The following is a 26,483-nucleotide window of genomic DNA, read 5'->3' as shown; positions in this document are numbered from 1 at the left end:
TCGTGGCATGACACGTGATCGCAAGCCTGCGGAGCACCAGATCCACCGCAAGTCCTCCGACGGCTCTTCCCCCGGCGTCTTCGCCCTGGAGGCAGCCGGACTGCTGTGGCTCGATGAGGGTCCGGTGCGCTGCGCTCCCGTCCACAACGTCGGCGCGGACTTCCTGGAGCTGGGCCGCATCGGCTCCGCGCAGCCCACCCCTGAGGCGGCGCGGAGCTTCGGCCGGGCCCTGGCGCAGACGCATGACCTGGGCGCGGAGGCCTTCGGCGCGGCACCGCCGGTGCCTGCGGCCAGCTCGCAGTGGACGCGTCCCGCCCCGGAAGAGGGCTGGCGCAGCGGCTGGTTCGGCCCGCTCGAGCAGCCGATCGAGGTCTCGCTCGAGCCGACGGATTCCTGGGGCGCCTTCTACGGCGGTCAGCGGCTGCGCCCCATGCTCGAGCGGCTGCGCTCCCGCGGCGTCACGGACTCGGAGCTCGAGGACATCGAGCGGGCGACCGAGGCCATCGAAGCGGGGAGGTTCGACGACGGCGACCGTCCCGCACGCATCCACGGCGACCTGTGGGCGGGCAATCTGATGTGGGACGACCAGGGCGCGGTGCTGATCGACCCCGCCGCCCATGGCGACCACCGGGAGCAGGACCTGGCCTTCCTCTCGGTCTTCGGCGCCCCGCACCTGGAGGAGATCCTGGCCGGCTATCAGGAGGCGCATCCGCTGCGCGACGGGTGGCACGAGCGCACGGGGCTGCATCAGCTCTTCGTGCTGATCGCCCACGCGGTGCTCTTCGACCCTCCGCGCGGCGGGTCCTACCTGGGAGCCGCGGACCGGGCCGCTCGCAGCGCGCTCGAGCTGCTCTGAGGCGCCGCGCTGCCCCACGAGGGCGCCGCCAGGGGGACGGCGGCCGCGGGGCCGTCGTCCCCGCCCCGTAGAATGGCCCGGATATGACCACCACCGCGCACGAGGGCACCGGCCCCCGGATCGTCTACCCCGAGCAGCTGCCGGTCTCGGGCCGGCGCCAGGACATCCAGGACGCGATCCGCGACCATCAGGTCGTCGTGATCGCCGGCGAGACCGGCTCCGGCAAGACCACCCAGATCCCCAAGATGTGCTTGGAGCTCGGCCTGGGCGAGTCCGGCATGATCGGGCACACCCAGCCCCGGCGCATCGCCGCCCGCTCGGTGGCCGAGCGCATCGCCGAGGAGATGGGCGAGAAGATCGGCCAGACGGTCGGCTACCAGGTCCGCTTCACCTCGGAGGTGGGCAAGGACTCGCGGATCAAGCTGATGACCGACGGCATCCTGCTTGCCGAGATCCAGCACGACCGCCTGCTCTCGCGCTACTCCGCGATCATCGTGGACGAGGCCCACGAGCGCTCCCTGAACATCGACTTCCTGCTCGGCTACCTCAAGACGCTCCTGCCCCAGCGCCCGGATCTGAAGCTGATCATCACCTCGGCCACGATCGATCCCGAGCGCTTCGCCCAGCACTTCCACGAGCCGCTGCCGACCGATGGCTCGCAGGACGCGCAGCCCGAGCCCGCGCCGATCATCGAGGTCTCCGGGCGCACCTACCCCGTCGAGATCCGCTACCGGCCGCTGAGCGGCGAGCACGAGATCGACGAGGACAACGACGACGGCCTCGAGGACGAGGACCGCGACCCCCTGGACGCCGTGTGCGAGGCCGTCGAGGAGCTCTCGCACGAGGACCGCGGCGACATCCTGATCTTCTTCTCCGGCGAGCGCGAGATCCGCGATGCCCAGGACGCGCTCGAGTCCCTGGTGGCGGATCGTCCGCGGCTGCGCGGCACCGAGGTCCTTCCGCTGTTCGGCCGGCTGTCCATGGCCGAGCAGCACCGCGTGTTCTCCCGCGGCTCCTCGCGGCGCATCGTGCTGGCCACCAACGTGGCCGAGACCTCGCTGACCGTGCCCGGCATCAAGTACGTGATCGACACCGGCACGGCGCGCATCTCCCGGTACTCCACCCGCACCAAGGTCCAGCGCCTGCCGATCGAGCGGATCTCGCAGGCCTCGGCGAATCAGCGCGCAGGCCGCTGCGGCCGCGTCTCCGACGGCATCTGCATCCGGCTGTACTCGCAGGAGGACTTCGAGTCCCGTCCCGAGTTCACGGATCCGGAGATCCTGCGCACCAACCTGGCCTCTGTCATCCTGCAGATGACCTCTGCCGGGGTGGTCCACTCCCCCGAGGACATCGGCCGGTTCCCGTTCGTGGAGCCGCCCGAGTCCCGCGCCGTGAAGGACGGCGTGATGCTGCTGCGCGAGCTCGGCGCCCTGCGTCCCGCCGAGTCCTCCCGCGGCCGTCGGGCAGAGCAGGACGGCGAGCGCTCCGGGCGCGGCTCGCGCGGACGCCGCGGGCGCGGTCGCGGCGACAGGGACGACGAGCGCTCTCCGCTGACCCGCACCGGTCGCACTCTGGCCGCGCTGCCCGTGGATCCCCGGCTGGGCCGCATGATCGTGGAGGGCCAGCGCCGCGGCTGCGCCCGCGAGGTCATGATCCTGGCCGCCGCGCTGACCATCCAGGACCCCCGCGAGCGCCCGCTGGAGAAGCGGGCTCAGGCCGATGAGCTGCATGCCCGCTTCAAGGACACGAGCTCCGACTTCCTGGGCTTCCTGCTGCTGTGGCAGCACCTCCAGCAGCAGCAGGAGCAGCTGTCCAGCTCGCAGTTCCGCAAGACCGTGCAGCGCGAGTTCCTGAATTTCCTGCGCATCCGAGAGTGGCAGGACCTTTACACGCAGCTGCGGCAGATGGGCCGCTCGGTGGGCATCGAGGTCGGCCGCGACCGGGAGATCGATCCGGCCGCCAAGGCCGATGACGTCCACAAGTCCCTGCTGGCCGGGCTGCTCAGCCATATCGGCCTGCGCGATGAGCGCACCCGCGACTACCAGGGCGCCCGCGGTACGCGCTTCGCGATCTTCCCGGGCTCGGCGCTGTTCAAAAAGAAGCCGGACTTCGTGGTCTCTGCCGAGCTCGTGGAGACCTCCCGCCTGTGGGCGCGCGTGAACGCCGCGGTCGAACCGCAGTGGATCGAGGAGGTCGCCGGCGATCTGGTCAAGCGCACCTACGCCGAGCCGCACTGGTCCCGCAGCCAGGGCGCGGTGATGGCCAAGGAGCGGGCCACCCTCTACGGCGTCCCGCTGGCGGCGGATCGGCCCGTGGGCTACTGGAGGATCGACCCGGTCGCCTCCCGCGAGATCTTCCTGCAGAAGGCCCTCGTGGAGGGCGACTGGCAGACCCGCCACCGCTTCGTGCAGCGAAACCGCAGGAAGCTCGCCGAGGTCGAGCAGCTCGAGTCACGGCTGCGCCGCAAGGACCTGCGGGTCGACGACCAGGCGCTCTACGAGTTCTTCGATGCCCGGGTCCCCGCCGAGGTCGTCTCCCAGACCCACTTCGACACGTGGTGGAAGAAGGCCTCGCGCCAGGACGAGCACCTGCTCGACTTCGACCCCGAGCAGCTGATCGACGACCAGGCCGAGACCTGGGACGACTCCGCCTTCCCGCGCCGCTGGATCGCCCGCACCGACGGCGGTGAGCTGAGCCTGGATCTGGACTACACGTTCGCCCCCGGCTCCGGCACCGGACCCTCCGAGCGGAAGGGGTCCGGGCGCGGGCGCCAGGCCGACGGCGTCACAGTGCGCGTGCCGATCCTCTTCCTGCACCAGCTGCGCCCGGGGCCCTTCCGCTGGCTGATCCCGGGTCTGCGCACGGAGCTGGTGACCGCCCTGATCCGCTCGCTGCCCAAGCAGGTGCGCAAGAACGTGGTCCCGGCCCCGGATGTGGCCCGTCGGGCCGTCGAGCTGCTCGACGCTCAAGCCGATCCGGAGCAGGACGACCTGGAGCAGTCTCTGGAGCGCGCTCTGCGCCAGCTCAAGGGCGTCGTCATCCCACCGGGGTCGTGGGACTGGTCCGCTGTGCCCGAGCACCTGCGCATGCACTTCCAGGTCCGCGACTCCCGCAACCGGATCCTCGGCGAGGGCGAGGACCTCGAGCACCTGCAGGTCGCGCTGCGGGATCAGGTCCGCGCCGCGCTGGCCGAATCGCTGGGCACCTCGGCCTCGGCGCTGCCGGTGCCCGGCCCCGGTGCCGTCCCCGGCCCGGGAGGCGGCTCCGGCTCGCAGGGGAAGAGCGGGCGGAAGAAGAAGGGCCCTGCCTCCGGTGGCGGCAAGGAAACGGCCGGACCTGCGCTGGAGCGCGACGGGCTCACCGAGTGGCCCGAGCGGGACCTGCCGCGCAAGGTCGACACCGTGGTCTCCGGTCAGCGCATCACCGGCTGGCCGGCGCTCGTGGCCTCCCCCGGCGCCGAGGCCTCCGAGCCCACCGCCGACGTCCGCATCTTCTCCTCCGAGCAGGACCAGCGGGCGGCCCAGCGCTCGGGCACCATCTCGCTGCTGCAGCGCCGCCTGCCGAACACCCAGCGGTTCATCTCGGACCATCTGGACAACCGGGAGAAGATCGTCTTCACCCAGAATCCCCACGGGTCGGTCGACGCCCTCATCCAGGACTGCACCCGCGCCGCCGTGGACAAGCTCGTGCCGGCCGAGCCGCCGTGGACCCGCCAGGAGTTCGACCGGCTCTTCGACGACGTCCGCGCCGAGCAGATCGAGACCGTCTTCCAGGTCACCGCGCTGGTGGCCGAGGTCCTCACGCTGGCCAACTCCGTGCGCAAGCGGATCAAGCGACCGTCGTCCATGGCAGCCGTCAGCGCGTTCGCCGACATCCGAGAGCAGCTCGACCGCCTGGTCAAGCCGGGCTTCGTGACCCGTATCGGGTGGGCGCACCTGCAGCACCTGCCGCGCTACCTCAAGGCCATGGAGCTGCGCATCGACAAGCTCGTGGGCACCGCCAACATCCAGCGCGACGGCGTGAACATGAGCGAGATCCAGTCCCTCGAGGACGAGTTCGACAAGGCCGTGGCCGCCGTGCCGAAGGGCCTGCCGGTGCCCGAGGCGCTGGCAGTGATCGAGTGGGAGCTCGAGGAGCTGCGCGTCTCGCTGTTCGCCCAGGAGCTCGGCACCGCCCACACCGTCTCGGCCAAGCGCGTGCGCAAGGCGCTGCGAGACGCCGCTGCTCGCTGATCCGGGAAGGCACCGGGAGACGACGCTCCGGGCCCGACCCGCGCCGTGCCCCGCCGCCTCTGCCGCTGGATGTCAGCAGGCCCCGACGATCCGGGAATCGTCGGGGCCTGCTGACAAGGCGCCGTGGCGGCCGGGGTCCTGCGGGCCCCATCCGGTTCAGTCCTGCGGCACCTGGGCCTCGTGGCCGGCCGAGCGCAGTCCCTCGCGGATGCGCTGAGCGGCGTCGTCCATCACGGCCGGATCCGGATCGTGATCCGCATTGGCGAAGTCGAAGTCCGCGGTCGAGGACACGGGCCACACGTGGATGTGGACATGCGGCACCTCGAAGCCCTGGATCATCTGGCCCACGCGCTGGGGCTCGAAGATCTCTCGCTGGGCTCGGCCGATGACCTGGCTGACGCGCATGAGGTGTCCGGCCAGCGCCGGGTCGAGATCCAGCCAGTGGTCGATCTCCTGGCGGGGCACCACCAGGGTGTGCCCGGTGGACAGGGGATCCGCCGAGAGGAAGGCGACGCACTCGTCGTCCGTCCAGACGAATCGGCCGGGGATCTCGCCGTCGATGATGCGGGTGAAGATGGTCGTCACTGCGTCCTCCTGGGTGTGCGGGTGTCTCCGGGTGTGCTGTGCGAGCGGTGCGCTCAGGCCTCGACGGTCGTGCCGGGGTCCAGGTGCTCGTAGTCGGTGCCGTACTTGGCGGCGAAGGCCTTGACCTGCTTCTCCACGATGCCGAAGCCGTTGTCCGAGAGCAGGGCGTCGTGGATGGGGTAGGCCTTCTCGGCCCGGACCGCGATGAGGAAGTCGATGACCTCCGCCATCTTGGACCACGGCGCGTGCAGCGGGACCAGCACGGTGGACGGGGTGATGCCGTCCGGGACGATCAGCGAGTCCCCGGGATGGTAGACGCGCTCCTCGATGAGGTAGCCGACGTTGTCGACCGTGCGGATCAGCGGGTGGATCAGCGCGTGCTGCCCGCCGAAGGTGCGCACCCGCACGCCCGACAGATCGAGCTCGGTCTCGGCATCGACGTCGTGGATGCGCTCGCCTCCCTTCGAGTCGGTCGCGTCCGCGCCGAGCTGCTCGCGCAGATCGGCGGCCACCGAGCCCGGGGCCCAGACCTGCAGATCGCGCATCTGCCGCAGCTGCGCCGGAACGCGCTCGGGATCCAGGTGATCGGGATGCGTGTGAGTGATCAGCAGATGATCGGCCCCGTCCATGGCCTGCTCGACCTCGGAGAAGCTGCCAGGATCCAGCACCAGCACGGTGCCGTCGATCTCCAGGCGGACGCAGGAATGGGTGTACTTGGTCAGCTTCACGTGGGACTCCTCAGCGATGCCTGCACCGTGCGGTTCCGCCGCTAGCTGCGCGGCGCGGCCGGTGCTGTGCTCCCAGCCTACTGATCCGCTGCGACCTCGCGAGGGCCCCGTCCCCCGCGTCCACCGCACCGGGCCCGGGGCCGCGCCCGAGTAGCATGGAGGATCCCCCGGCCGCCGTCCCCCAGGCACGGGTGCGATCGTGTTCAGGAGGTCCTTCGTTGTCCACGCCGTCAGCTCAGCAGCCGCACGCCGCCGTGCGCGTGACCCGCCAGCGCCGCGCGGTCCAGGCCGCCATGAGCGCGCAGTCCGACTTCATCTCCACCCAGGACCTGCACGCAGCTCTGCGCGAGAGCGGCGAGTCCGTCTCCCTGCCCACGACCTACCGGATCCTGCAGTCCATGGCCGAGGCCGGGGAGGTCGACGTCCTGCGCAGCCAGGACGGCGAGTCCATCTACCGCCAGTGCGCCGCCGAGCAGCATCACCACCATCTGGTCTGCCGCCGGTGCGGAGCGACCGTGGAGCTGCAGGCGCCGGAGATCGAGCGCTGGACCTCGCAGACCGCGCAGGATCACGGCTTCACGCAGGTCGACCACACCGTCGAGATCGTCGGGCTGTGCGCCCGATGCTCCGCTCAGGCCCCGGCCGAGGACTCGAGCGATGACGAGGGCGACGACGCCCCGGGTGCGGCATGAGCCGGTCCTCGGCGCGGACCGCGCCGCTGATCCTCCTGGTGGTCAATCCGCGGAGGCGCCGCGGCCCGGACACGGCCCGGCGCGCGGCGGCCATCCTGCGCACCGGAGGCTTCCGCACCGAGACCGTCCGCACCGCCCCGGAGGACGCGACCGACCGCTCTGGCGTGGTGTGGGGAGCATCCCTGCAGCGCAGGCTGTCCCGGGCCGACGCCGAGGGCGATGCCGTGGCCGCCGTCGTGGCCGTGGGCGGGGACGGCATGGTCCACACCGTGGTCAACGTCCTCAGGCAGCGCAGCGACCGGGGCCTGGAGCCGGTCCCGTTCGGGCTGGTGCCGGCAGGCACCGGCAACGACCTGGCTCGGCACATGGGCGTTCCGCAGAACGACCCGGAGCGAGCCGCCGGCCGGGTGCTGCGCGGTCTCGACGAGGGCCCGCGGTCCATGGATCTGGGGCGCATCGAGCTCGCCGACGGCAACCGGCGCTGGTACGCGACCGCCGCCTGCTGCGGCATCGACGCCGCGGTCGCTCAGCGGGCGAACTCCTGGCGCTGGCCGCGCGGCGAGTCCCGCTATCTGGCCGCTCTTCCGGTGGAGGTGCTGCGCTACCCGTCTCCGTTCACGTCCCTGGAGATCGAGCAGCCGGGAGGGCGGACCGTGCTGTCGGCGCGGCGCCTGCTCATGCTCTCCGTGGCCAACACGTCCTCGATCGGAGGCGGTCTGCGGATCGTCCCGCATGCGGAGGCCTTCGACGGCGTCTTGGAGATCTTCCAGGTCCGGGCCATGCCGCGCACCCGCGTCGCTCGCCTGTTCCCGCTCCTGATGCGCGCCGCGCACACCGAGCTGCCCGAGGTCAGCATGGATGCGGCCCTGTCCGCGCGGATCGACGCCACCGGCCCGATCTACGCGGACGGCGAGCCCGTGGGCTCCGGCCCTGCCGTCATCTCGATCGAACCCGCGGCGCTGCCCGTCCTGCTCTGAGCCTGCGGCTGCCCCGCGGGGCGGCCGCTGCGCGGAAGCCGTCCGCTTGCCCGGCGGCGCCGCCCCAGCAGCCGGGCGATGCCCCACAGCAGGAACGAGATCGTAGTGACGTACGGGCTGATCGGCAGCGATCCGCCCAGCGCCAGAAGCGTCCCCCCGAGCATCGCCGCCTCGGCGAAGACCACGGACAGCACCACCACGCGTCCTGGGGAGGCCGTGAGGCTCATGGCCGCTGCGGCCGGGGTCACCAGCAGGGCCAGCACCAGCAGGGCGCCGATGATCTGCACCGACAGCGCCACGGCCACGCCCAGCAGGAGCATGAACACGATCGACAGCCCCCGGATCGGCAGCCCCCGCGCCTGGGCCACCGCGGGATCCAGGCTGGCGAAGCTCAGCGGCCGCCACAGCAGCCCCAGCCCCGCCAGGACCACGATCGACAGGATCGCGATCGAGACCAGCTGGATCTCGGAGACCGAGACGATCTGGCCCGTCAGCAGCGCGAACTGGTTCGCGCTGCGCCCCTGGTAGAGCGACAGCGCCAGGATGCCCAGGCCTAGCCCGAACGGCATGAGCACTCCCACCACCGAGTTGGCCGCCCGGGATCGGGCACCCAGCAGACCGATCAGCAGCGCTGCGATCACCGAGCCCAGCAGCGAGCCGGTCACGATCGAGGTCCCGGCCAGCAGGGCGATCGCCCCGCCGGCGAAGGACAGCTCCGAGACGCCGTGGACGGCGAAGGCCAGGTCGCGCATCATCACGAACGTGCCGATGATGCCGCCGACCAGGCCCACAAGGGCTCCGGCGTACAGGGAGTTCTGCAGCAGGACCAGGACCTCGCCATAGCGCTCGAAGACGAAGACCTGCTCCAGCAGCGTGCTCAGCGAGATGGCGTCGTCCACGGACGGCTCCCTTCGTCGTGGGGCGGTCGGACCGCAGCGCCCTCGTGGGCTGAAGGGTCCGAATCGAGATGGTGGGCGTGCTCGCGCTCGGCGCCGACCACGATGATCCGCCCGCCGGCGCGCACGACCTCGATCGGGGTCCCGTAGAGCTCGGAGAGCACGTCGGTGCGCAGCACCTCGTCCGGAGTGCCGATGCGGAAGGAGCCGTTCGCCAGGTACAGCACGCGGTCGACGTCGTCGATGATCGGGTTCACGTCATGGGTGACGAACACGACGGCCGCCCCGGTGCGCCGGCTCTGCTGCGCCACCAGTCCAGCGACGTCGCGCTGCCTGCTCAGGTCCAGCGACAGCAGGGCCTCGTCGAACAGCAGCAGGTCCGGGTCGGTGATCATGGCCTGGGCGATGCGCAGGCGCTGCTGCTCGCCTCCGGAGAGCAGCCCGACCGGGGCATCCGCGAAGTCCAGGGCGCCCACGCGCTGCAGGGCCTCGTCGATCCGGCGCCGGGCGGACGCGCGGCCGCGCAGGCGCGGCCCCCAGCGGTGCCCGTCCAGGCCCATGCCCACCAGGTCGCGGCCGCGCATGGGCACCTCGCGGGCGAAGGCCCTCTGCTGGGGCACATAGCCGATGCCGGTGGAGCCGCGGCGCGGGGCCTGGCCCTGCACCCGGACCTCTCCGCCGCTCAGCGGCTGCAGGCCGAGCAGGACCCGCAGCAGCGAGGTCTTGCCCGTGCCGTTGCCGCCGAGCACGGCGATGTACTCCCCCGGCGAGATCTGCAGGTCCAGCCCGGACCACAGGGTGCGCCGCCCCATGGACAGGCTCGCCCGGCGGAACTCCACCACGGGTGCCGCCTCGGTGCTGCCGGCGCTCATCGGATCTCCTCCAGCTGGTCGACGTTCGCGCTCATCCACTCCAGATAGGTGACGCCTTCCGGGACGGTCTCGGTGAAGGACACGACGTCCGCCCCGGTCTCCTCAGCGGTGTCCTGCAGCCGCTGGGTCTGCCCGCTGGCGGTGTGCTCGTTGTAGGCGAGCACGTCCGCCTCCCCGGATTCCAGGGCCTCCTCGGCCTCCAGGTACAGCAGCGGCGGGATGTCCAGCCCGTTCTCTACCGCGGCCGTGAGCTGCTCGGGAGTGGCGTCGTGGAGACCGGCGCGCTCGAGCAGGTGATCGGCGACGGGCTCGGTGGCCAGGAAGGAGCCCTCGAGGTGCAGGTCCTCGGCGCGCACGCCCAGCTCGTGGAGGCTGTGCGCGTACTGCTGCCCGCGCTCGGTCACCTCGGGGGCCTCCTCCGGCGCCAGCTCGCCGATGCCGTCGGCGAGGGCCCCGCTGAGGCGCTCCATGGACGGCAGGTCGTACCAGACGTGCTCGTTGAAGGCGGCGTGATCGTGGCCGTCGTGGGAGTGCGCCTCATGCGCGCTCTCGTCCTCGCTGTGCTCCTCGTGGTCGTGCTCGTCGTCAGCCTCCTCCGACGCCTCCAGGCCGGAGACCTCGACGGCGTCGATCACCCGGGCCTCGGAGCCCTCGAGCAGGCCGTCCATGAAGCTGTCGTAGCCTCCGCCGTTGACGATCACCAGGTCGGCGTCGCGCACGATGAGGGCATCCAGCGGCGTGGCCTCGTAGGAGTGGGGGTCCTGGGCCGGGGAGTCGATGATGGCCGTGACCTCGACGTCATCCCCGCCGATCTCCCGGGCCATGTCGGCATAGACGGAGGTCGAGGCGACGACGCGCAGCGTCTCGTCGTCCGCCGCTGCCCGAGCCTGATGGCCGGAGGTGCACCCGGTCATCGCCAGGGCCCCGACGGCGGCCAGAGCCAGGAGGCCGGTCGCTGAGCAGCGGCTTCCGCGGCGAGGCCGCCCCGCGGGCCGCCCTGCGCGGGCCGCGGCGGGAAGCTCGTCGGCCGCCCCGCCGGGCCGGCTCTTATTGATAATCGTTTTCATCTAGGCGCCGACAGTAGCAGATGCTGCCGCCCGGACCCAGCCCGAGCGCGATCCGACCGCTCGCGCACTCAGCTCCAGCTCTCGGAGCGCGCGCGGCCCTCCTCATATCCCGAGCGGCTCTGGATGCCGAGCACAGCGCGATCTGCGAACTCCGGCAGATCCGAGGCTCCGGCGTAGGTCATGGAGCTGCGCACCCCGGCGGTGAGGTGATCGATCAGGTCCTCCACCCCCGGGCGACGCGGGTCCAGGTACATCCTGGAGCTCGAGATGCCCTCCTCGAACATGGCCCGGCGCGAGCGCTCGAAGGCCTCCAGCCCCTCGGTCCGAGCCAGCACGGCGCGCGTGGAGGCCATGCCGAAGCTCTCCTTGTAGAGGCGGCCGTCGGCGGCTCGCCGCAGCTCCCCGGGGCTCTCGTGGGTTCCGGCGAACCAGGAGCCCACCATGACCTGGCTGGCGCCCGCGGCCAGCGCCAGGGCGGCATCCCGGGGATGCTTCACGCCGCCGTCCGCCCACACGGACCCGCCCAGCTCGGCGGCGGCCTCGGCGCACTCGAGCACGGCCGACAGCTGGGGACGCCCCACGGCGGTCATCATGCGGGTCGTGCACATGGCCCCCGGGCCCACACCGACCTTCACGATGTCCGCCCCGGCCCCCAGCAGGTCGCGCACGCCGTCCGCCGTGACCACGTTGCCCGCCACGATCGGGCGGGAGGCGGCCACCGTCCGCACGGTCTCCAGCGCCTGCAGCATCTTCCGCTGGTGCCCGTGAGCGGTGTCGACCACCAGCACGTCGACGCCGGCCTCGACGAGCGCTCGGGCCCGACCCTCCACATCGCCGTTGATGCCGATGGCCGCGGCGACCCTCAGCCGTCCGTCGGCATCCGTGCTCGGCGCGTAGATCGTGGCGCGCACAGCCGCCTGGGAGGTGATCACGCCGAGCGCGATGCCCTCGGCGGAGACCACCGGGGCCGCCTCGGTGCCGGACTGCGCCAGGCGCTGGCTGACGGCTGCCATGGTCGGCACCAGCGACGACGGGGGCGCACCGATGCCCTCGACGGCCAGGTCCTGCTCCGGGATCGCCGGCAGGTCCGTGCGCATGACCGAGCGCAGCGAGGCGCCGCTGTCCGCCTCCTGGTAGTCCGGCTCCTGGACGAGCCCGAGCAGTCGACCGTCGTCGTCGACGACCAGCACGCTGCCGTGGGCGTACTCGCCCAGTCGCGTCCGGGCGTCGTGGACGGTGTCCTCAGCGCGGAAGGTGCGCGCCGAGAGGAAGCGCAGGGGACGCGCCTTGACCCAGTCGGTCTCCCGGGCCACGACCTCCAGCGGGAGGTCCTGCGGCAGCACTGCCAGGCCGCCGCGCCGGGCCATGGACTCGACCATCCGCTTGCCGGTCACCGCGGTCATGTTCGCGGCCACCAGCGGGATCGTGGAGCCGGTCGGATCGGGCGCCGCCAGGTCCACGTCGAAGCGCGAGGAGGTCGCGGAGGACGACGGGACCAGGAAGGCGTCGTCGTAGGTCAGATCCGTGACAGGGGTGTTGAGGAATCGCACGCACCGAAGTCTAGGACCGCCGTTCAGCCGCGCAGGCCACGGGCGCGGCCCCTGCTGGCCCTGGCCGACTCGCCCTACTAGACTCTGGATGCATATGACCGCACCCGGGAGCAGCGCCTCCAGCCGCGTCCCGGGCTGAGTCGGAACGGGCGGATTCGACGACGAGCCGCCCTTCAGGGTCCGGACCCGGCAGGGCGGTCCTCAGGCCCGGCCGACGGCGGCCGCGGCGATACTGACGACAGAATGAGGCGTAGGCACGTGCCAAGCACACCACGAGATCTGATCCCGGAAGAGTTCGCGGGCAACGAGTGGCTGGTCGAGGACCTCTACGAGCGCTACCGGAAGGATCGCGACTCGGTCGATCGTGACTGGTGGCCGGTGTTCGAGGCCATGGACCGCGCCGCATCCTCCGGCAGCGACAGCGCGGCAGCTTCCCCGAAGCCCCCGGCAGAGGCCACGACGAACGAGTCCGCAGCAGAGGCGGAGGCACCGGCGAAGAAGCCGGCGCCGTCCTCCGCCGCGCAGCAGAAAGGCCCGAGCGCCGCCGCCTCGAAGCCCGCCCCCCAGAAGACCACGAACAAGAGCACCCAGGAGAGCACCCCAGTGGAGTCCACCTCGGCAGGATCCGCAGAGCAGCCGCAGGACGAGCCGCAGGACAAGGTGGTGAAGCTGCGCGGGCCGGCCAAGGCCGTGGCCGCCAACATGGAGGCCTCCCTGTCGGTCCCCACCGCCACGACCGTGCGCGCGGTGCCGGCCAAGCTGCTGATCGACAACCGCATCGTCATCAACTCCCACCTGGCCCGCAACCGCGGCGGCAAGGTCTCCTTCACGCACCTGATCGGCTACGCCGTCATCAAGGCGCTGAAGAAGATGCCGTCCATGAACGTCACCTATGAGGAGCAGGACGGCAAGCCGGTGGCCATCCACCCGGCGCACGTCAACTTCGGCCTGGCGATCGACCTGCCCAACAAGGACGGCTCGCGCAACCTGGTGGTGCCCAACATCAAGGGCGCCGAGGACCTCACCTTCCGGGAGTTCTGGGATGCCTACGAGGACATGGTCGGCCGTGCCCGCAAGGGCGAGCTGACCATGGACGACTACGCCGGCACCACGGTCTCGCTGACCAACCCCGGCGGCATCGGCACCGTGCACTCCGTGCCCCGCCTGTCCAAGGGCCAGGCCACGATCGTGGGCGTCGGCGCACTGGACTACCCCGCCGAGTTCCGCGGCTCCTCCCCCCGCACCTTGGCGCGCAATGCGATCTCCAAGGTCATCACCCTGACCTCGACCTACGACCACCGCGTCATCCAGGGCGCCGGCTCCGGCGAGTTCCTGAAGCTGATCGAGTCCTACCTGCTCGGCGACGAGTTCTGGGACGAGGTCTTCCACGGGCTGAGGATCCCCTACGAGCCCGTGCGCTGGGTCACCGACAACCAGGTGAACCCGGAGACCGAGGTCAACAAGGTCGCCCGGATCCAGCAGCTGATCCACGCCTACCGCGTCCGGGGCCACCTGATGGCCGCCATCAACCCGCTGGGCTACGAACAGCGCGCCCACCCGGATCTGGACATCCGCACCTACGGCCTGTCGCTGTGGGACCTGGACCGCGAGTGGCCCACCGGCGGCTTCGGCGGGGCGCGCATGCTGACCCTGCGCACCATCCTGGGCCTGCTGCGCGATGCCTACTGCCGCACGATCGGCGTCGAGTACATGCACCTGGACGCCCCCCAGGAGCGCGAGTTCTTCCAGGAGCGCCTGGAGAAGGGCTACACCAAGCCCTCGCGTGAGGAGCAGTTCCGCATCCTCAGCCGCCTCAACGCGGCCGAGGCCTTCGAGACCTTCCTGCAGACCAAGTACGTCGGCCAGAAGCGCTTCTCGCTGGAGGGCGGCGAGTCGCTGATCCCGCTGCTCGACGCCGTGATCTCCGATGCCGCCGATCAGAACCTCGCCGGCGTGGCCATCGCCATGGCCCACCGCGGGCGCCTCAACGTGCTGACGAACATCGCCGGCAAGTCCTACGCCCAGGTCTTCCGCGAGTTCGACGGCGGCCAGGATCCCCGCGCCGAGGGCTCCGGCGACGTCAAGTACCACCTGGGCACCGAGGGCACCTTCACCTCGGATGCCGGCAACCAGACCCAGGTCTACCTGGGTGCCAACCCGTCGCACCTCGAGGCCGCCGATCCGGTGATCGAGGGCGTCGCCCGCGCCAAGACCGATGTCCTGGGCGCAGGCCCCGAGGGCGACGGCACCTTCCCGGTGCTGCCCATCCAGGTCCACGGCGATGCCGCCATGGCCGGTCAGGGCGTGGTCTACGAGGTCATGCAGATGGCCGAGCTGCCCGCCTACGCCACGGGCGGCACGGTGCACGTCGTGGTGAACAACCAGATCGGGTTCACCACCGGTCCGGAGGCCGGTCGCACCTCGACCTACGCCACGGACGTCGCCCGCGCCGTGCAGGTGCCGACCTTCCACGTCAACGCCGATGACCCCGAGGCCGTCACCCACGTGGGCCAGCTGGCCTTCGAGTACCGCGAGCGCTTCCACAAGGACGTCGTGATCGACCTGATCTGCTACCGCCGCCGCGGTCACAACGAGGGCGATGACCCCTCGATGACCCAGCCGGTGATGTACGACATGATCGATCAGAAGCGCTCCACGCGCCGGGTCTACACCGAGAACCTCGTGGGCCGCGGCGACATCAGCCAGGACGAGGCCGATCGCGCGCTCAAGGACTACCAGGAGCGCCTGGAGCGGGTGTTCACCGAGACCCACGAGGCCCAGACCTCCGAGGCCCCGCTGGTCACCGGCGATGCCGCCGCGATCTCGAACATCGAGCGCCCCTCGGCCCAGCAGGCCGATTCCGGGATCTCCATCCCCCGCTCGACCGCCATCTCCGTGGACACCGCCCGTCGTATCGGGCAGGCCCACCTCGAGTCGCCGGAGGACTTCACGGTCCACCGCAAGCTCACCAAGCTGCTCGAGCGCCGCGCCAAGATGACCGTCGACGGCGGCATCGACTGGGGCATGGGCGAGATCATGGCCTTCGGCTCCCTGCTGATGGAGGGCATCCCGGTGCGGATGTCGGGCCAGGACGTCCAGCGCGGCACGTTCACCCAGCGCCACGCGGTGCTCTTCGACAACGAGACCGGCAAGCCGTGGATCCCGATCAACGGCCTGGTCGATGACCAGGAGACGCTGGCGATCTACAACTCGCCGCTCTCCGAGTACGGCGTGCTCGGCTTCGAGTACGGCTACTCCGTCGAGCGCCCGGACGCCCTGACCGTGTGGGAGGCGCAGTTCGGCGACTTCATCAACGGCGCCCAGACGATCGTGGACGAGTTCGTCTCCTCGGCCGAGCAGAAGTGGGGCCAGCGCTCGTCGCTGGTCATGCTGCTGCCGCACGGCTACGAGGGTCAGGGCCCGGACCACTCCTCGGCCCGCATCGAGCGCTTCCTCGCGCTGTGCGCCGAGCGCAACATGATCGTGGCGCAGCCGTCGACCCCGGCGAACCACTTCCACATGCTGCGTCGTCAGGCCTACGCCCGTCCTCGCAAGCCGCTGATCGTGGCCGCTCCCAAGCAGCTGCTGCGGCTGAAGGCCGCCAGCTCGCAGGTCGAGGACTTCACCTCGGGCACGTTCCGCCCGGTGATCGAGGACCAGGCCGGTCTGGATGCCGAGAAGGTCACCCGCGTGGTGCTCGTCTCCGGCCGCCTGTACTACGACCTCGCCGCGCACCGCGAGAAGAGCGACGATCGCAGCACCGCCATCGTGCGCGTCGAGCAGCTCTACCCGCTGCCGAGCGAGGAGATCCGCGCGGAGCTGGCCAAGTACCCGAACGCCGAGGTCGTGTGGGCGCAGGACGAGCCGGCCAACCAGGGCCCGTGGCCCTTCATGGCCGTCAACCTGGTCCCGGAGCTCGACCGCCGCGTCTCGCTGGTCTCGCGCCCGGCCTCGGCCTCCCCGGCAGCCGGCTCGGCCAAGCGCCACTCCCTCGAGCTCGAGACCCTCATCGAGGAGCTCTTCGAGGGCCGCTGAGCCGATCGCCGCGCCCCAGGGCGCACCTGACGACGGCGCCCGGTCCGCCTCCCGCTGCGGCGGCAGGAGGGCCGGGCGCCGTCGTCACGACCAGGCGTCACCCGTCGTCCCATGTCCCGCGCGGTGCCCGTGCGCGGCCCCGCAGGATGTACCGTTGCCACAGCGGCGGCACAGGCTGCATGAGACGGGTGCCTGAGTCACCGGCGGCCCGATCGAGGCCCTCCCCCGAGGCCCGGACCGCACCGCCCACCATCCGTGCTGAACATCAAGAAGAGGAACCCCGTGGAGCAACGCAGGATCAGAATGGTCGCGGTCGGCGACGAGCTGCTGGCCGGCGCCGGAGACCCCCGGGCGCTTGGCTGGTACGGCCGCGTGCTGGCTCGCACGCCCCATGACGTGGTCCCGATCTCCTCCTACGTCCTCGCCGCCCCCGGCGAGGGCAGCGAGGCGCTCAACGACCGCTGGTTCGGCGAGGCCTCCCTCCGCTTCGCCGCCGGTGCGGACAACCGCCTGGTGATCGCTCCGTCCACGCGCGACGTCGACCTGGCCATCACCACGGCGCGTTCGCGCCTGCACATGGCCAACATGGTCGACACCGCGGCGCAGTCCAACGTGAAGGTGCTCGTGGTGGGCCCACCGCCCACCCTGGACCCGGATCGCAACCGGCGCATCGCCGATCTCTCGGCCGCCTTCGCGGACGTCGTCACTCGGCGCAACCACATCTACGTCGACACCTTCAATCCGCTGCAGCACCACGAGCAGTGGCGCAAGGACCTCTCGGCGAACGACGGCAGCCCCGGCCAGGCCGGCTACGGCCTCATCGCCTGGCTCGTGCTGCACCGCGGCTGGTACTCCTGGCTGGATCTGCCCGAGCCGCAGTGATCCGCGCGATCGGCGCCGCCTCGTTCCCTCCGCATGCGCGGATGTGGAACAATGGGCGGATGTCCGCGGAAGGCTGCGGGCGGTTGCGAGCCGTCCGCCCCCGTCGGATCCCCGACCACTCGACCGAGGAGGCACGCATGAGCAAGCGTGGACGCAAGCGCAAGGACCGCCGCAAGAACAAGGCGAACCACGGCAAGCGCCCCAACTCCTGAGCCCGTTCCCGGGCCGGACTGGGACAGCAGTGAGCGAAGGCCCCGACCAGGGCGGCTCGAGATCCTCGAGCTCCTCCGGTCGGGGCCTTCGTCATGCGCGCGGGGACAGCTCTCCCGCGACTGTGCTCACTGGGTGCTCTGGCGGACGGACTCCGACTCCGCCTGGGCTCCGGCTTCGGTGCGGCCGCAGGCCTCGTTGATGCGGGACATGATCGAGGCCCGCAGGGTCTCCGGGGCGGTCTCCGCGCAGGATCGCCGCACCGCGGTGCGGATCTCCCGCTCGAGGTCGTGCTCGTGCGTGCAGTCCGGGCAGTCGTCCAGGTGCTCCGCGATGGCGCGGACGTCCTCCACGGTCAGGGCGCCGTCAAGGTACTCGTGGATCCGCTCGAGCTGGGCCTGCGAGCAGCCGCAGGGAGCGCCGTCGTCGTGAGCATCGCGCTGGGGATCGGTCATGGTCAGTCCTTCTGCTTCTCGTCGGTGGTGCGCTGGGCGGCCCGGGCCCTGGCGGCGGACTTGGTGTCGGCGGCCGCGCTCTGCGTGGCGGAGGACTTGCGGCGACCGCCCTTGGTGGTGTCGATCCCCCGGTCGGCCGCGTAATCGCTGAGCATCTCGCGCAGGAGCCGACGGCCACGATGCAGCCGCGACATCACGGTGCCGATCGGCGTGCCCATGATCTCGGCGATCTCCTTGTAGGCGAAGCCCTCCACATCGGAGAGGTAGACCGCCATGCGGAAGTCCTCCGGCAGCTCCTGCAGAGCGCGCTTGACGTCCGAGTCGGGCAGGTGGTCGAGGGCCTCGACCTCCGCCGAGCGCAGGCCGGCGGAGGTGTGCTGCTCCGCGCGGTGCAGTTGCCAGTCCTCGACCGTCTCGGTGTCCGCCTGCTTGGGCTCCCGCTGGCGCTTGCGGTACAGGTTGATGTAGGTGTTCGTCAGGATCCGGTACAGCCAGGCCTTGAGGTTCGTGCCGGGGCGGTACTGGTGGAAGGACGAGAACGCCTTGGTGTAGGCCTCCTGGACGAGATCCTCGGCATCGGCGGCATTGCGCGCCATGCGCAGCGCCGCCGCGTAGAGCTGGTCGACGTAGACCATGGCCTCGCGCTCGAAGCGCTCGGCACGCTGCTCCGGGGTCTCGGTCTCGAGGTCCACGGGCTGCTCCTCAGGGGCAGCCGGGCCGGACTCGGCCATCAGGTCGTCATCGGGCGCGGTCTCGACGGGGCCGTCCTGCGCGCTCGGCTTGGTCCGGTCCGCGGTGTCATCTGCTTCGCTCATCGCGGACAAGTCTAGGCGGGCCGGAGCAGTCGCGGCCGTGCGGGTCGCTGTCAGCACCATGTCCCTCCTCTCCTGTCCTGTCGGGTCCGGCAGGGTCTGTCTGCATCCCGGTGCGTCGACAACGCGCAACGGTCGGCGGGGCCTGTCTATTCCGCCGGGTCGCGGCCGCGACCTCCCGGACCTCCGCGCGGCGCAGGTGAAGCGCTGTGCAGGCAGCCCCTTCCGGCCGCCGGATCGCGACGCCGTCCCGACACCTCGGGCCAGCGCCGGTGCGGTGACCGACAGCCTGGTTAGGATGGCCGGTAACAAGGGCCACCGGTCCGCGCACGCCGGACCGCCAGTACATACAGGAGGACCCCTTATGAGCATCGTCCGCATCATCGCCCGTCCGCTGCTGGCCACCGGCTTCGTGGTCAACGGCGTCGACGCCTTCCGCAACTCGTCGCGCTCGGCCGAGCACCTGGCCCCGGTCCTGACCGGCGTCGAGCGCGCCGTCCCGCAGGCCAAGTCGGCCGTGTCCAACAGCGCCGTCGTGGCGCAGGGACTGGCCGCCGCGCAGGTCACCGCCGGTGTCGCCTACGGCCTGGGCAAGTTCCCCCGCACCGCAGCCTCCGTGCTCGTCGTGACCACCAGCCTCAACGCGTACCTGGACTTCCAGGCGGCCGAGCACGGCTCCAAGGAGCAGAAGGCCGCTCGCCGCAACTCCGGTCTGAAGAACGTGTCGCTGATTGGCGCCACCATGCTGGCCACCGTGGACACCAACGGCCGTCCGTCGCTGGCCTGGCGCGCCAAGCACTTCGTGGATGCGGCCACCAAGTCCTCCAGCAGCTTCGCCGCCGATGCCTCCAAGCGCCTCGAGCAGGCCCAGAAGTCCGCTGAGAAGTCCACCCGCGGCTCCCGCAAGGCGGCCAAGAAGGCTGCCGAGCAGGCGCAGAAGCGCTCGGCCGAGCGCATCAAGCAGGCGCAGAAGGCCGCCAAGAAGGCACAGAAGAAGCGCTGAGCGCCCTTCGCCGAACCACCTCGTCGAACCCCGAACGGAGCACTGCGTGACCCGCGATCTCCCGGAGGAGCCCGAGCACCAGGAGCCGGTCGCAGCCACGTCGCTGTGGCCGGCTCCTTTCCTCGGCTCCCGTCCCGTCCAGGCCTCCCTCACCGTCCCCGGGTCCAAGTCGCTGACCAACCGCTGGCTGCTGCTGGCCGCCGTGGCCGATGCCCCGTCGCGCCTGAGGGCTCCGCTGCGCTCCCGGGACACCGAGCTCATGGCCCAGGCCCTGCGCGAGCTCGGCGCCCGGGTGGAGGACGTCCCGGGCCACGGAGACTTCGGCGACGACTGGCTCATCACCCCCATCCCGTTCGAGCACCTGCGGACGCAGGCGGCCGCTGAGGATGCCGCCGGAACGGCGACCGAGCGGCGGATCGAGTGCGGGCTGGCCGGCACCGTCATGCGCTTCGTGCCGGCCCTGGCGGCCCTGGTGCCCGGTCGCACCGAGTTCCACGGGGACGCCGCCGCCGAGCGCCGACCCATGGGGCCGGTCATCGAGGCCCTGCGCGGGCTCGGCGTGGAGGTCCAGGAGCTCGGCGAGCCCGGGCGCCTGCCCTTCGCCGTCATCGGCCGTGGTGCCCTGCCCGGCGGGCAGCTGAGCATCGACGCCTCCGAGTCGTCCCAGTTCGTCTCGGCGCTGCTGCTGGTGGCCGCCCGCTTCGAGCACGGCCTGCAGCTGCGCCACGTGGGCGCTGACGGCGCAGGCGTGCCGTCCCTGCCCCACGTGGAGATGACGCTGCAGACCCTGCGGGAGGCCGGTGTGCGCGTCGAGGGCTCCGAGCCCGCCGCCTGGTCGGTGTCCCCCGGGACCGTGCAGGCCGTCGATCTGAGCATCGAGCAGGACCTGTCCAATGCCGGGCCGTTCCTGGCGGCGGCCGTCGTCTCGGGCGGCACCGTCTCGATCCCCCGCTGGCCGTTGCGCACCACTCAGGGCGGAGCCCACTGGCAGCAGATCCTCCCCGCCTTCGGGGCGCAGGTGAGCCTGGAGCCGGAGGCCGACGGCCAGCACGGGACCTTCACCGTCAGCGCGTCCAAGCCGCCGCACGGCGTGGACCTCGATCTCAGCCAGGCCGGGGAGCTCGCACCGACCGTCGCGGCGATCTGCGCGGTGGCGGACTCGCCATCGGTGCTTCGCGGGATCGCCCACCTCCGCGGGCATGAGACCGACCGTCTGGCCGCCCTGGTCACGGAGATCCGTCGGATCGGCGGCCGCGCCGAGGAGACCGCCGACGGCCTGCGGATCGAGCCGGGGCAGCTGCACCCGGCCGTCATGCGCTCCTACGAGGACCACCGCATGGCCACGGCCGCCGCCGTGATCGGACTGGTCCTGGACGGGGTGCAGGTCGAGGACATCGCCACGACCGCCAAGACCCTGCCGCAGTTCCCGCAGCTGTGGAATCAGATGGTCACCGGCTCCGTGCTGGACACCGGTGCCGTGCCCGTCCAGCCCGGGTCCTCCCCCGTTCCCCAGCGCTCAGACAGCCATGGCGCGCGCTGATCGCAGGGCATCGTCCTGGGACGAGCTGGACGAGTCGGACGTCCGTGTCCGGGCCAACAAGAAGGGCTCCCGGCCGCGCACCAAGGAGCGGCCCGCCTACGAGGATGCCGTGATCGGGCGGATCGTCGCGGTGGACCGCGGCCGCTTCACCGCAGTCGTCGACGAATCCTCGGACGACGAGCGCCTGGTCACCGCCGTGCGCGCCAAGCAGCTGCGCCGCACCCCCATCGTGGCCGGAGACAGGGTCGGCCTGGTCGGGGACGTCTCCGGACGCCCGGACACCCTGGCCCGGCTGGTGCGCCTCGAGCCGCGCACCACGCTGCTGCGCCGCAGCGCCGATGACACCGATCCCGTCGAGCGCGTGGTCGTGGCCAATGCCGACCGTCTGGTGATCGTGGTGGCGGCCGCGGAGCCGGAGCCGCGCACGGGCTTCATCGACCGCTCGCTGGTCGCCGCCTACGACGCCGGCATCGAGCCGCTGCTGATCATCACCAAGACGGATCTGCAGGACCCGTCGTGGCTCATCGAGCACTACCGAGCGCTCGAGCTGTCCGTGCTGACCTCCGGAGCCGCCGGCGACGGCGCCTCAGCGGCCGAGGAGGACTCGCTGCCGCTGGATCAGCAGCTGGTCGACGCGCTGCGCGAGAGGCTGCTGGGCAGCGTCTCCGTGATGCTCGGCCACTCCGGCGTCGGCAAGTCCACGCTCGTCAACGCCCTGACCGGCGCACAGCGGGCCACGGGCGGCGTCAACGCCGTGACCGGTCGCGGGCGGCACACCTCGTCCTCGGCGCTGGCGCTGCGGGTCCCCGACTCCCCTGCCGGCACCTGGATCATCGACACCCCCGGTGTGCGCTCCTTCGGCCTGGCGCACGTGGAGCCCGATCGGATCGTCGAGGCCTTCGACGAGCTGGGCCCGGCCATCGCCGAGTGCCCCAAGGGCTGCACGCACCTGGCCGAGGCGCCCGGCTGCGCCCTCGACGCATGGGTCGCGCAGGGACACGCAGGTCAGGCGGGCCCCGAGCGCTTGGAGTCGCTGCGGCGCCTGCTGAGCTCCGGACACGAGCAGGAGGCCGAGTCCAAGACCCTGGGGGCCTGAGCCTCCGCTAGCCTGGAGAGCATGCGCCCTCACGGTTCCTACACGGATGACCTCCGCCTCGCCCACGTGCTCGCCGACACGGTCGACTCGCTCACCATGGCGCGGTTCCGCTCCCAGGAGCTTCAGGTCGAGACCAAGCCCGATCTCACCCCGGTGACCGATGCCGATCGCGATGCCGAGCAGCTCATCCGCGCGCAGCTGGCCCGGGTCCGCAACCGGGACTCCGTGCTCGGCGAGGAGTTCGGCACCACCGGCTCCGGATCCCGGCAGTGGGTCGTGGACCCGATCGACGGCACCAAGAACTTCGTGCGCGGCGTGCCCGTGTGGGCCACGCTGATCGCCCTGATCGACGACGGCGTCCCCGTGGTGGGGCTGGTCTCCGCCCCCGCCCTGCAGCGGCGCTGGTGGGCCGGAGCCGGCACCGGGGCCTGGGCAGGACGATCCCTGGCCAAGGCCGAGCGGCTCGGCGTCTCGTCGGTGGATCGGCTCGAGGACGCCTCGCTGTCCTACTCCTCGCTCAGCGGGTGGAAGGACCGTGGGCACCGCGACGACTTCCTGGAGCTCACGGACCGCGTCTGGCGCACCCGCGCCTACGGCGACTTCTGGTCCTACTGCCTGGTGGCCGAGGGCACCGTGGACCTGGCCGCCGAGCCGGAGCTGAACCTGTACGACATGGCCGCACTGGTCCCGATCGTCGAGGAGGCCGGCGGACGCTTCACCGGACTCGACGGGGCCCCCGGCCCGTTCAGCGGCAACGCCGTGGCCAGCAACGGACTGCTGCACGACCAGGTCCTGGAGCTGATCGGCGACTGATCCCCTATCGCCCGCGGGCTAGCTCAGACGGATGAGGGGGCCGAGGCATGATGCCTCGGCCCCCTCGTCTGCGTGCGCGAGCAGGTCCTTGCCGCTGGGCTGGAGCACCGCGGCGCGGATCGCTCAGCTGGCGGTCGCAGGCTCCTCGTCGAGCTGCTGGTCGACGGTGTCGCTGACACACTGCTCGAAGTCCGCCTGGTCCTGCGTGGTCATCTCGGTGCCCATGTAGGTGTCCCAGCAGCTGCGGACGTCCGGGTCGTTGAAGACCTGGATCATGGCCGCGCCGAAGATCAGCGAGAGCACCAGGATCAGGCCGTTGAGGATCAGGCCCAAACCGTTGAGGATCACGCCCGCGATCCCGAACCCCTTGCCCGCACGCGCCTTGGAGGCCCGCACGAGGGAGACGATGCCCAGGATCAGGCCGATCACGGCGGCGATGATGAACAGGCCCAGGAGCCAGAACAGCAGGACGCTGACGATGCCGAGCACCAGGGACGCGATGCCCATGCCCTTGCCGTCCTTGACCTTGCGGCCGGGCTGGTAGCCGCCCTGGGCGTAGGGGTCCTGGTTCGGGTAGCCGCTGTAGGACTGCTGCGCCGGGGCGCTCGCGCCCGCGCCGTAGCCGGCGGTCTGCACCGGCTGACCGGCGCTGTACGAGCTCTGGCCGTCGTCGTAGCGGCCGTACTGCGGGACGCCCTGCTGGGACGGGGCGGGCTCCTGCGGGGCGCGCACGCCGTAGCGGGGCGCCTCCTCCTGGCCGGGATCGTGCGCGGGGCCCTTGGGGCCGCCGTCGCGGGCCGCGCCGTCTGCCCGTGCGCCGCCGTCCGACCACGGGGACGACTGGTCTGCGTTGTGCGGGGGCTGGTAGCTCAAGTCCGTCTCCTGAGGGAGGTCCGATGTTCGTGGGTCGCCTCCGATTCTCCCACAGTCGCGGCAGGACGGCGGCGGTGTGCACAGGCGACGGGGGCCGTCGAGCGCGGTGCTCGACGACCCCCGTGGGATCCTCTTCGCCGATCACGGCCCCGCAGGGCGCTGATCGGCACAGACGGTCACTTCTTCTCGTTGCCCTTCAGCCGACGGAACCTGCCCGTGACAGGCCCCGTGGTGCGGGAGAGGCGGTAGTCGATCCGGTGATCGACTCGGGTATCCACCTGCTCGCCGAACCTCGAGTCGAAGTCCTCCTGGAGCATCTCGGAGACGCGCCGGTAGCGCTGCTCCAGCTCCCGGTCCTGCATCTGCTCCAGGTCCGTGCGCATGGCCTTGACCGTGGCGATGGCCATGAGGATCAGGATCACGGAGAACGGCAGCGCCGTGATCAGTCCCGCGGCCTGGATGACGGTGAGCCCGCCGGCCAGCAGCAGAGCTGCCGCGATCAGGCCCTCGAGCACGGCGAACGTCACACGCGACCACGTGGGCGGGTTCGGGTGGCCGCCGGAGGCGAGCATGTCCACCACGAGCGAGCCCGAGTCCGAGGACGTGATGAAGAAGATCGCGATGACCACGATCGCCAGCACCGAGAGGATCCCGCCGATCGGCATGTCCGCCAGCAGATCGAACAGAGCGGACTCGGCGATCACGCCCTCCTCCGGGTCGACCAGGCCGCCCTCGCCGAAGAGCTGGCGGAACAGGCCCGCGCCGCCCATCACGGAGAACCAGAAGAACCCGACCGTGGTGGGCACCAGCAGCACGCCGGCGACGAACTGGCGCACGGTGCGCCCGCGGGAGATGCGGGCGATGAACACGCCCACGAAGGGCGCCCAGGAGACCCACCAGCCCCAGTAGAAGATGGTCCAGGCAGCGCCCCAGGCCGCGCCTTCCTCGCCCTGGTAGGCGCCGACGTCGAAGCTCATGTTCAGCACGTTGGCCAGGTACACGCCCAGGGACTGGATGAAGTTCTGGAACATGAACAGCGTGGGACCCAGCAGCAGCACCGCGATCAGCAGGATGCCGGCCAGCGACAGGTTGATGTTCGACAGCCATTTGATGCCTCGACCGAGGCCCGTGACCACAGAGGCCGTGGCCAGGAACGTGATCACGACGATCAGGATGATCAGCAGCGTCATATCCGCCGACTCGACGACGCCCATGGCAGCCAGCCCCGCGCCGATCTGCTGGACGCCCAGGCCCAGCGAGGTCGCCACACCGGCGATGGTGCCGAAGACGGCCAGGATGTCGATGACGTCGCCCATCCAGCCCTGGACGCGCTTCTCGCCGAGCAGCGGCTCCAGCGCCCAGCGGATGGAGACCGGGCGGCCGCGGCGGTGGATGGCGTAGGCCAGAGCCAGGCCGATCACGGCGTAGATCGCCCAGGGATGCAGGCCCCAGTGGACAAAGGTCTGGGCCATACCCAGCTGAGCCAGCTCCACCTGGTCGCCTGTCCAGCCCGGCTTGGGATCAGAGGTCGCGTAGGTGAGCGGCTCAGCCACGCCGTAGAAGACCAGACCGACGCCCATGCCCGCGGAGAAGAGCATGGCGAACCAGCTCATCCAGGAGAACTCGGGCTCCTCGTCATCACGCCCGAGCTTGATGCTGCCGAAGCGCGAGAAGCACATGTACAGGGCGAACACGATGAAGGCCGCGATGACCGTCATGTAGTACCAGCCCAGGTTGGTCACCAGCCAGGTCTGAGCCCCGAGCAGCACATCGGCCGTGAAGTCCGGGAAGATCAGCGCGCAGGCGGTGACCACGATGATCGCGATCAGCGCGGGCCAGAACACCGCCGGTGCGATGCTGCCGCGACGGAGCCGGACGCCCTGAGCCTTGAGCTTCTCGGTGATCTGGGCATCGGTGTCGTCATCGGCGATCTGGTTCTGGGGACGCAGATCGGAGTCCAGGGGATCCTCGGGCGGCGTGCTGTGCTCGTCCGCTGCCGGCGGTCTGGTCTCGTGGGGTGTCTCAGCCATGCGTTCCTTCCGTGCCGCCTCGATCCTGCGGCTCCGACACGGAACCGCCCGGGCAGCGATTAACAGACAGCTTTCAGATCTTGTGCGCCCCCAGGTAAACACCTGAGAGCCGACTTGTCAGCTTCTTCGGCTGTGAATCCCGCCGCAGGGAGGTCCGCGACGACCCTCCGACCGGCTCCTGCTCCCCCGCCGAATCGACGCGTCCCGGTGCGATGGTGCGGTTTTCGCGCAGGGAAGCGTCGACTCGACGAGCGATGCGACGGCAGGGACGCGGAGCGG

21 protein-coding genes are annotated in these 26,483 nt (G+C 71.0%); 11 read left to right on the top strand and 10 right to left on the bottom strand.

The window, feature by feature from the left end; all coding sequences use genetic code 11:
* Positions 1 to 7 precede the first annotated feature (7 nt).
* Positions 8 to 856, top strand: a complete 849-nt coding sequence (locus QSJ40_RS05575) for a fructosamine kinase family protein (protein WP_271403939.1) — start codon at positions 8 to 10, stop codon at positions 854 to 856.
* A gap of 83 nt (positions 857 to 939) precedes the next feature.
* On the top strand, positions 940 to 5,088 hold the full coding sequence (gene hrpA / locus QSJ40_RS05570; RefSeq protein WP_285729477.1) for an ATP-dependent RNA helicase HrpA: 4,149 nt from the start codon (positions 940 to 942) through the stop codon (positions 5,086 to 5,088).
* Between the two features lie 156 nt (positions 5,089 to 5,244).
* Here hrpA and QSJ40_RS05565 read toward each other — a convergent pair whose 3' ends face one another.
* Both QSJ40_RS05565 and QSJ40_RS05560 read right to left on the bottom strand, forming a co-directional pair.
* Positions 5,245 to 5,673 carry an HIT family protein gene (locus tag QSJ40_RS05565; protein WP_006215233.1) on the bottom strand — a complete coding sequence of 143 codons (429 nt, stop codon included), beginning with the start codon at positions 5,671 to 5,673 and terminating at the stop codon, positions 5,245 to 5,247.
* Positions 5,674 to 5,726: 53 nt separating this feature from the next.
* A complete protein-coding gene (locus tag QSJ40_RS05560) occupies positions 5,727 to 6,401 on the bottom strand; it encodes an MBL fold metallo-hydrolase (protein WP_206389984.1) in 675 nt (224 codons plus the stop codon).
* Positions 6,402 to 6,619: 218 nt separating this feature from the next.
* On the opposite strand from QSJ40_RS05560, the gene QSJ40_RS05555 reads away from it, so the two are divergent.
* Both QSJ40_RS05555 and QSJ40_RS05550 read left to right on the top strand, forming a co-directional pair.
* On the top strand, positions 6,620 to 7,093 hold the full coding sequence (locus tag QSJ40_RS05555) for a Fur family transcriptional regulator (RefSeq protein WP_053447142.1): 474 nt from the start codon (positions 6,620 to 6,622) through the stop codon (positions 7,091 to 7,093).
* Positions 7,090 to 8,070, top strand: coding sequence for a diacylglycerol/lipid kinase family protein (locus QSJ40_RS05550; protein ID WP_040561234.1), 981 nt, complete (start codon positions 7,090 to 7,092; stop codon positions 8,068 to 8,070). Before QSJ40_RS05555 ends, QSJ40_RS05550 begins: the two co-directional genes overlap by 4 nt.
* Here the strand turns inward: QSJ40_RS05550 and QSJ40_RS05545 are convergent.
* The 4 genes from QSJ40_RS05545 to guaB1 all read right to left on the bottom strand — a co-directional run bounded on the left by QSJ40_RS05545 (position 7,992) and on the right by guaB1 (position 12,455).
* Positions 7,992 to 8,957, bottom strand: coding sequence for a metal ABC transporter permease (locus tag QSJ40_RS05545; protein WP_024290803.1), 966 nt, complete (start codon positions 8,955 to 8,957; stop codon positions 7,992 to 7,994). The two genes, QSJ40_RS05550 and QSJ40_RS05545, sit on opposite strands and share 79 nt — an antisense overlap.
* Complete coding sequence (locus QSJ40_RS05540; protein ID WP_006215237.1) at positions 8,948 to 9,838, bottom strand: metal ABC transporter ATP-binding protein; 891 nt, start codon at positions 9,836 to 9,838, stop codon at positions 8,948 to 8,950. The genes QSJ40_RS05545 and QSJ40_RS05540 overlap by 10 nt, the downstream gene beginning before the upstream one ends.
* A complete protein-coding gene (locus QSJ40_RS05535; RefSeq protein WP_285729470.1) occupies positions 9,835 to 10,752 on the bottom strand; it encodes a metal ABC transporter solute-binding protein, Zn/Mn family in 918 nt (305 codons plus the stop codon). The genes QSJ40_RS05540 and QSJ40_RS05535 overlap by 4 nt, the downstream gene beginning before the upstream one ends.
* Positions 10,753 to 10,973: 221 nt before the next feature.
* Complete coding sequence (gene guaB1 / locus QSJ40_RS05530; RefSeq protein WP_285729468.1) at positions 10,974 to 12,455, bottom strand: GMP reductase; 1,482 nt, start codon at positions 12,453 to 12,455, stop codon at positions 10,974 to 10,976.
* A gap of 258 nt (positions 12,456 to 12,713) precedes the next feature.
* Between guaB1 and QSJ40_RS05525 the strand changes: the two genes are divergently transcribed.
* The 3 genes from QSJ40_RS05525 to QSJ40_RS12885 all read left to right on the top strand — a co-directional run bounded on the left by QSJ40_RS05525 (position 12,714) and on the right by QSJ40_RS12885 (position 17,584).
* The gene (locus QSJ40_RS05525; protein WP_285729465.1) at positions 12,714 to 16,490 is read left to right on the top strand and encodes a multifunctional oxoglutarate decarboxylase/oxoglutarate dehydrogenase thiamine pyrophosphate-binding subunit/dihydrolipoyllysine-residue succinyltransferase subunit; all 3,777 of its coding nucleotides are present in this window, start codon (positions 12,714 to 12,716) and stop codon (positions 16,488 to 16,490) included.
* 282 nt (positions 16,491 to 16,772) lie between these two features.
* Positions 16,773 to 17,372, top strand: coding sequence for a GDSL-type esterase/lipase family protein (locus QSJ40_RS05520; protein WP_024290807.1), 600 nt, complete (start codon positions 16,773 to 16,775; stop codon positions 17,370 to 17,372).
* Between the two features lie 137 nt (positions 17,373 to 17,509).
* The gene (locus QSJ40_RS12885; RefSeq protein WP_014300525.1) at positions 17,510 to 17,584 is read left to right on the top strand and encodes a 50S ribosomal protein bL37; all 75 of its coding nucleotides are present in this window, start codon (positions 17,510 to 17,512) and stop codon (positions 17,582 to 17,584) included.
* 126 nt (positions 17,585 to 17,710) lie between these two features.
* On the opposite strand, the gene rsrA is transcribed toward QSJ40_RS12885, so the two are convergent.
* Positions 17,711 to 18,037 carry a mycothiol system anti-sigma-R factor gene (gene rsrA, locus QSJ40_RS05510; RefSeq protein ID WP_024290808.1) on the bottom strand — a complete coding sequence of 109 codons (327 nt, stop codon included), beginning with the start codon at positions 18,035 to 18,037 and terminating at the stop codon, positions 17,711 to 17,713.
* Positions 18,038 to 18,039: 2 nt separating this feature from the next.
* Positions 18,040 to 18,912 (bottom strand): sigma-70 family RNA polymerase sigma factor, encoded by an 873-nt coding sequence (locus QSJ40_RS05505; protein ID WP_024290809.1) that lies wholly within the window; start codon positions 18,910 to 18,912, stop codon positions 18,040 to 18,042.
* Between the two features lie 301 nt (positions 18,913 to 19,213).
* Here QSJ40_RS05505 and QSJ40_RS05500 point away from each other — a divergent pair, with 301 nt between their 5' ends.
* The 4 genes from QSJ40_RS05500 to hisN are packed head-to-tail and all read left to right on the top strand — an operon-like array spanning position 19,214 to position 23,301.
* Complete coding sequence (locus tag QSJ40_RS05500) at positions 19,214 to 19,852, top strand: DoxX family membrane protein (RefSeq protein WP_053447136.1); 639 nt, start codon at positions 19,214 to 19,216, stop codon at positions 19,850 to 19,852.
* Positions 19,853 to 19,898: 46 nt separating this feature from the next.
* The gene (aroA, locus tag QSJ40_RS05495) at positions 19,899 to 21,392 is read left to right on the top strand and encodes a 3-phosphoshikimate 1-carboxyvinyltransferase (RefSeq protein WP_006215247.1); all 1,494 of its coding nucleotides are present in this window, start codon (positions 19,899 to 19,901) and stop codon (positions 21,390 to 21,392) included.
* Positions 21,379 to 22,488: a ribosome small subunit-dependent GTPase A gene (rsgA, locus tag QSJ40_RS05490; protein WP_006215248.1), complete on the top strand. Its 1,110-nt coding sequence runs from the start codon at positions 21,379 to 21,381 to the stop codon at positions 22,486 to 22,488. Before aroA ends, rsgA begins: the two co-directional genes overlap by 14 nt.
* 21 nt (positions 22,489 to 22,509) lie before the next feature.
* Positions 22,510 to 23,301, top strand: coding sequence for a histidinol-phosphatase (gene hisN, locus QSJ40_RS05485; protein WP_006215249.1), 792 nt, complete (start codon positions 22,510 to 22,512; stop codon positions 23,299 to 23,301).
* Between the two features lie 123 nt (positions 23,302 to 23,424).
* On the opposite strand, the gene QSJ40_RS05480 is transcribed toward hisN, so the two are convergent.
* Positions 23,425 to 24,174, bottom strand: coding sequence for a DUF4190 domain-containing protein (locus QSJ40_RS05480; protein ID WP_006215250.1), 750 nt, complete (start codon positions 24,172 to 24,174; stop codon positions 23,425 to 23,427).
* Between the two features lie 176 nt (positions 24,175 to 24,350).
* Entirely contained in the window at positions 24,351 to 26,204 is a 1,854-nt protein-coding gene (locus QSJ40_RS05475; RefSeq protein ID WP_006215251.1) for a BCCT family transporter, read from the bottom strand.
* Between the last annotated feature and the right edge of the window lie 279 nt (positions 26,205 to 26,483).

This window comes from Kocuria sp. NBRC 114282 (assembly GCF_030268385.1).
Taxonomy (GTDB): domain Bacteria; phylum Actinomycetota; class Actinomycetes; order Actinomycetales; family Micrococcaceae; genus Kocuria; species Kocuria palustris.
Note: the sequence above shows the minus strand (reverse complement) of the source record. Positions and strands in the feature narration are given on the sequence as shown.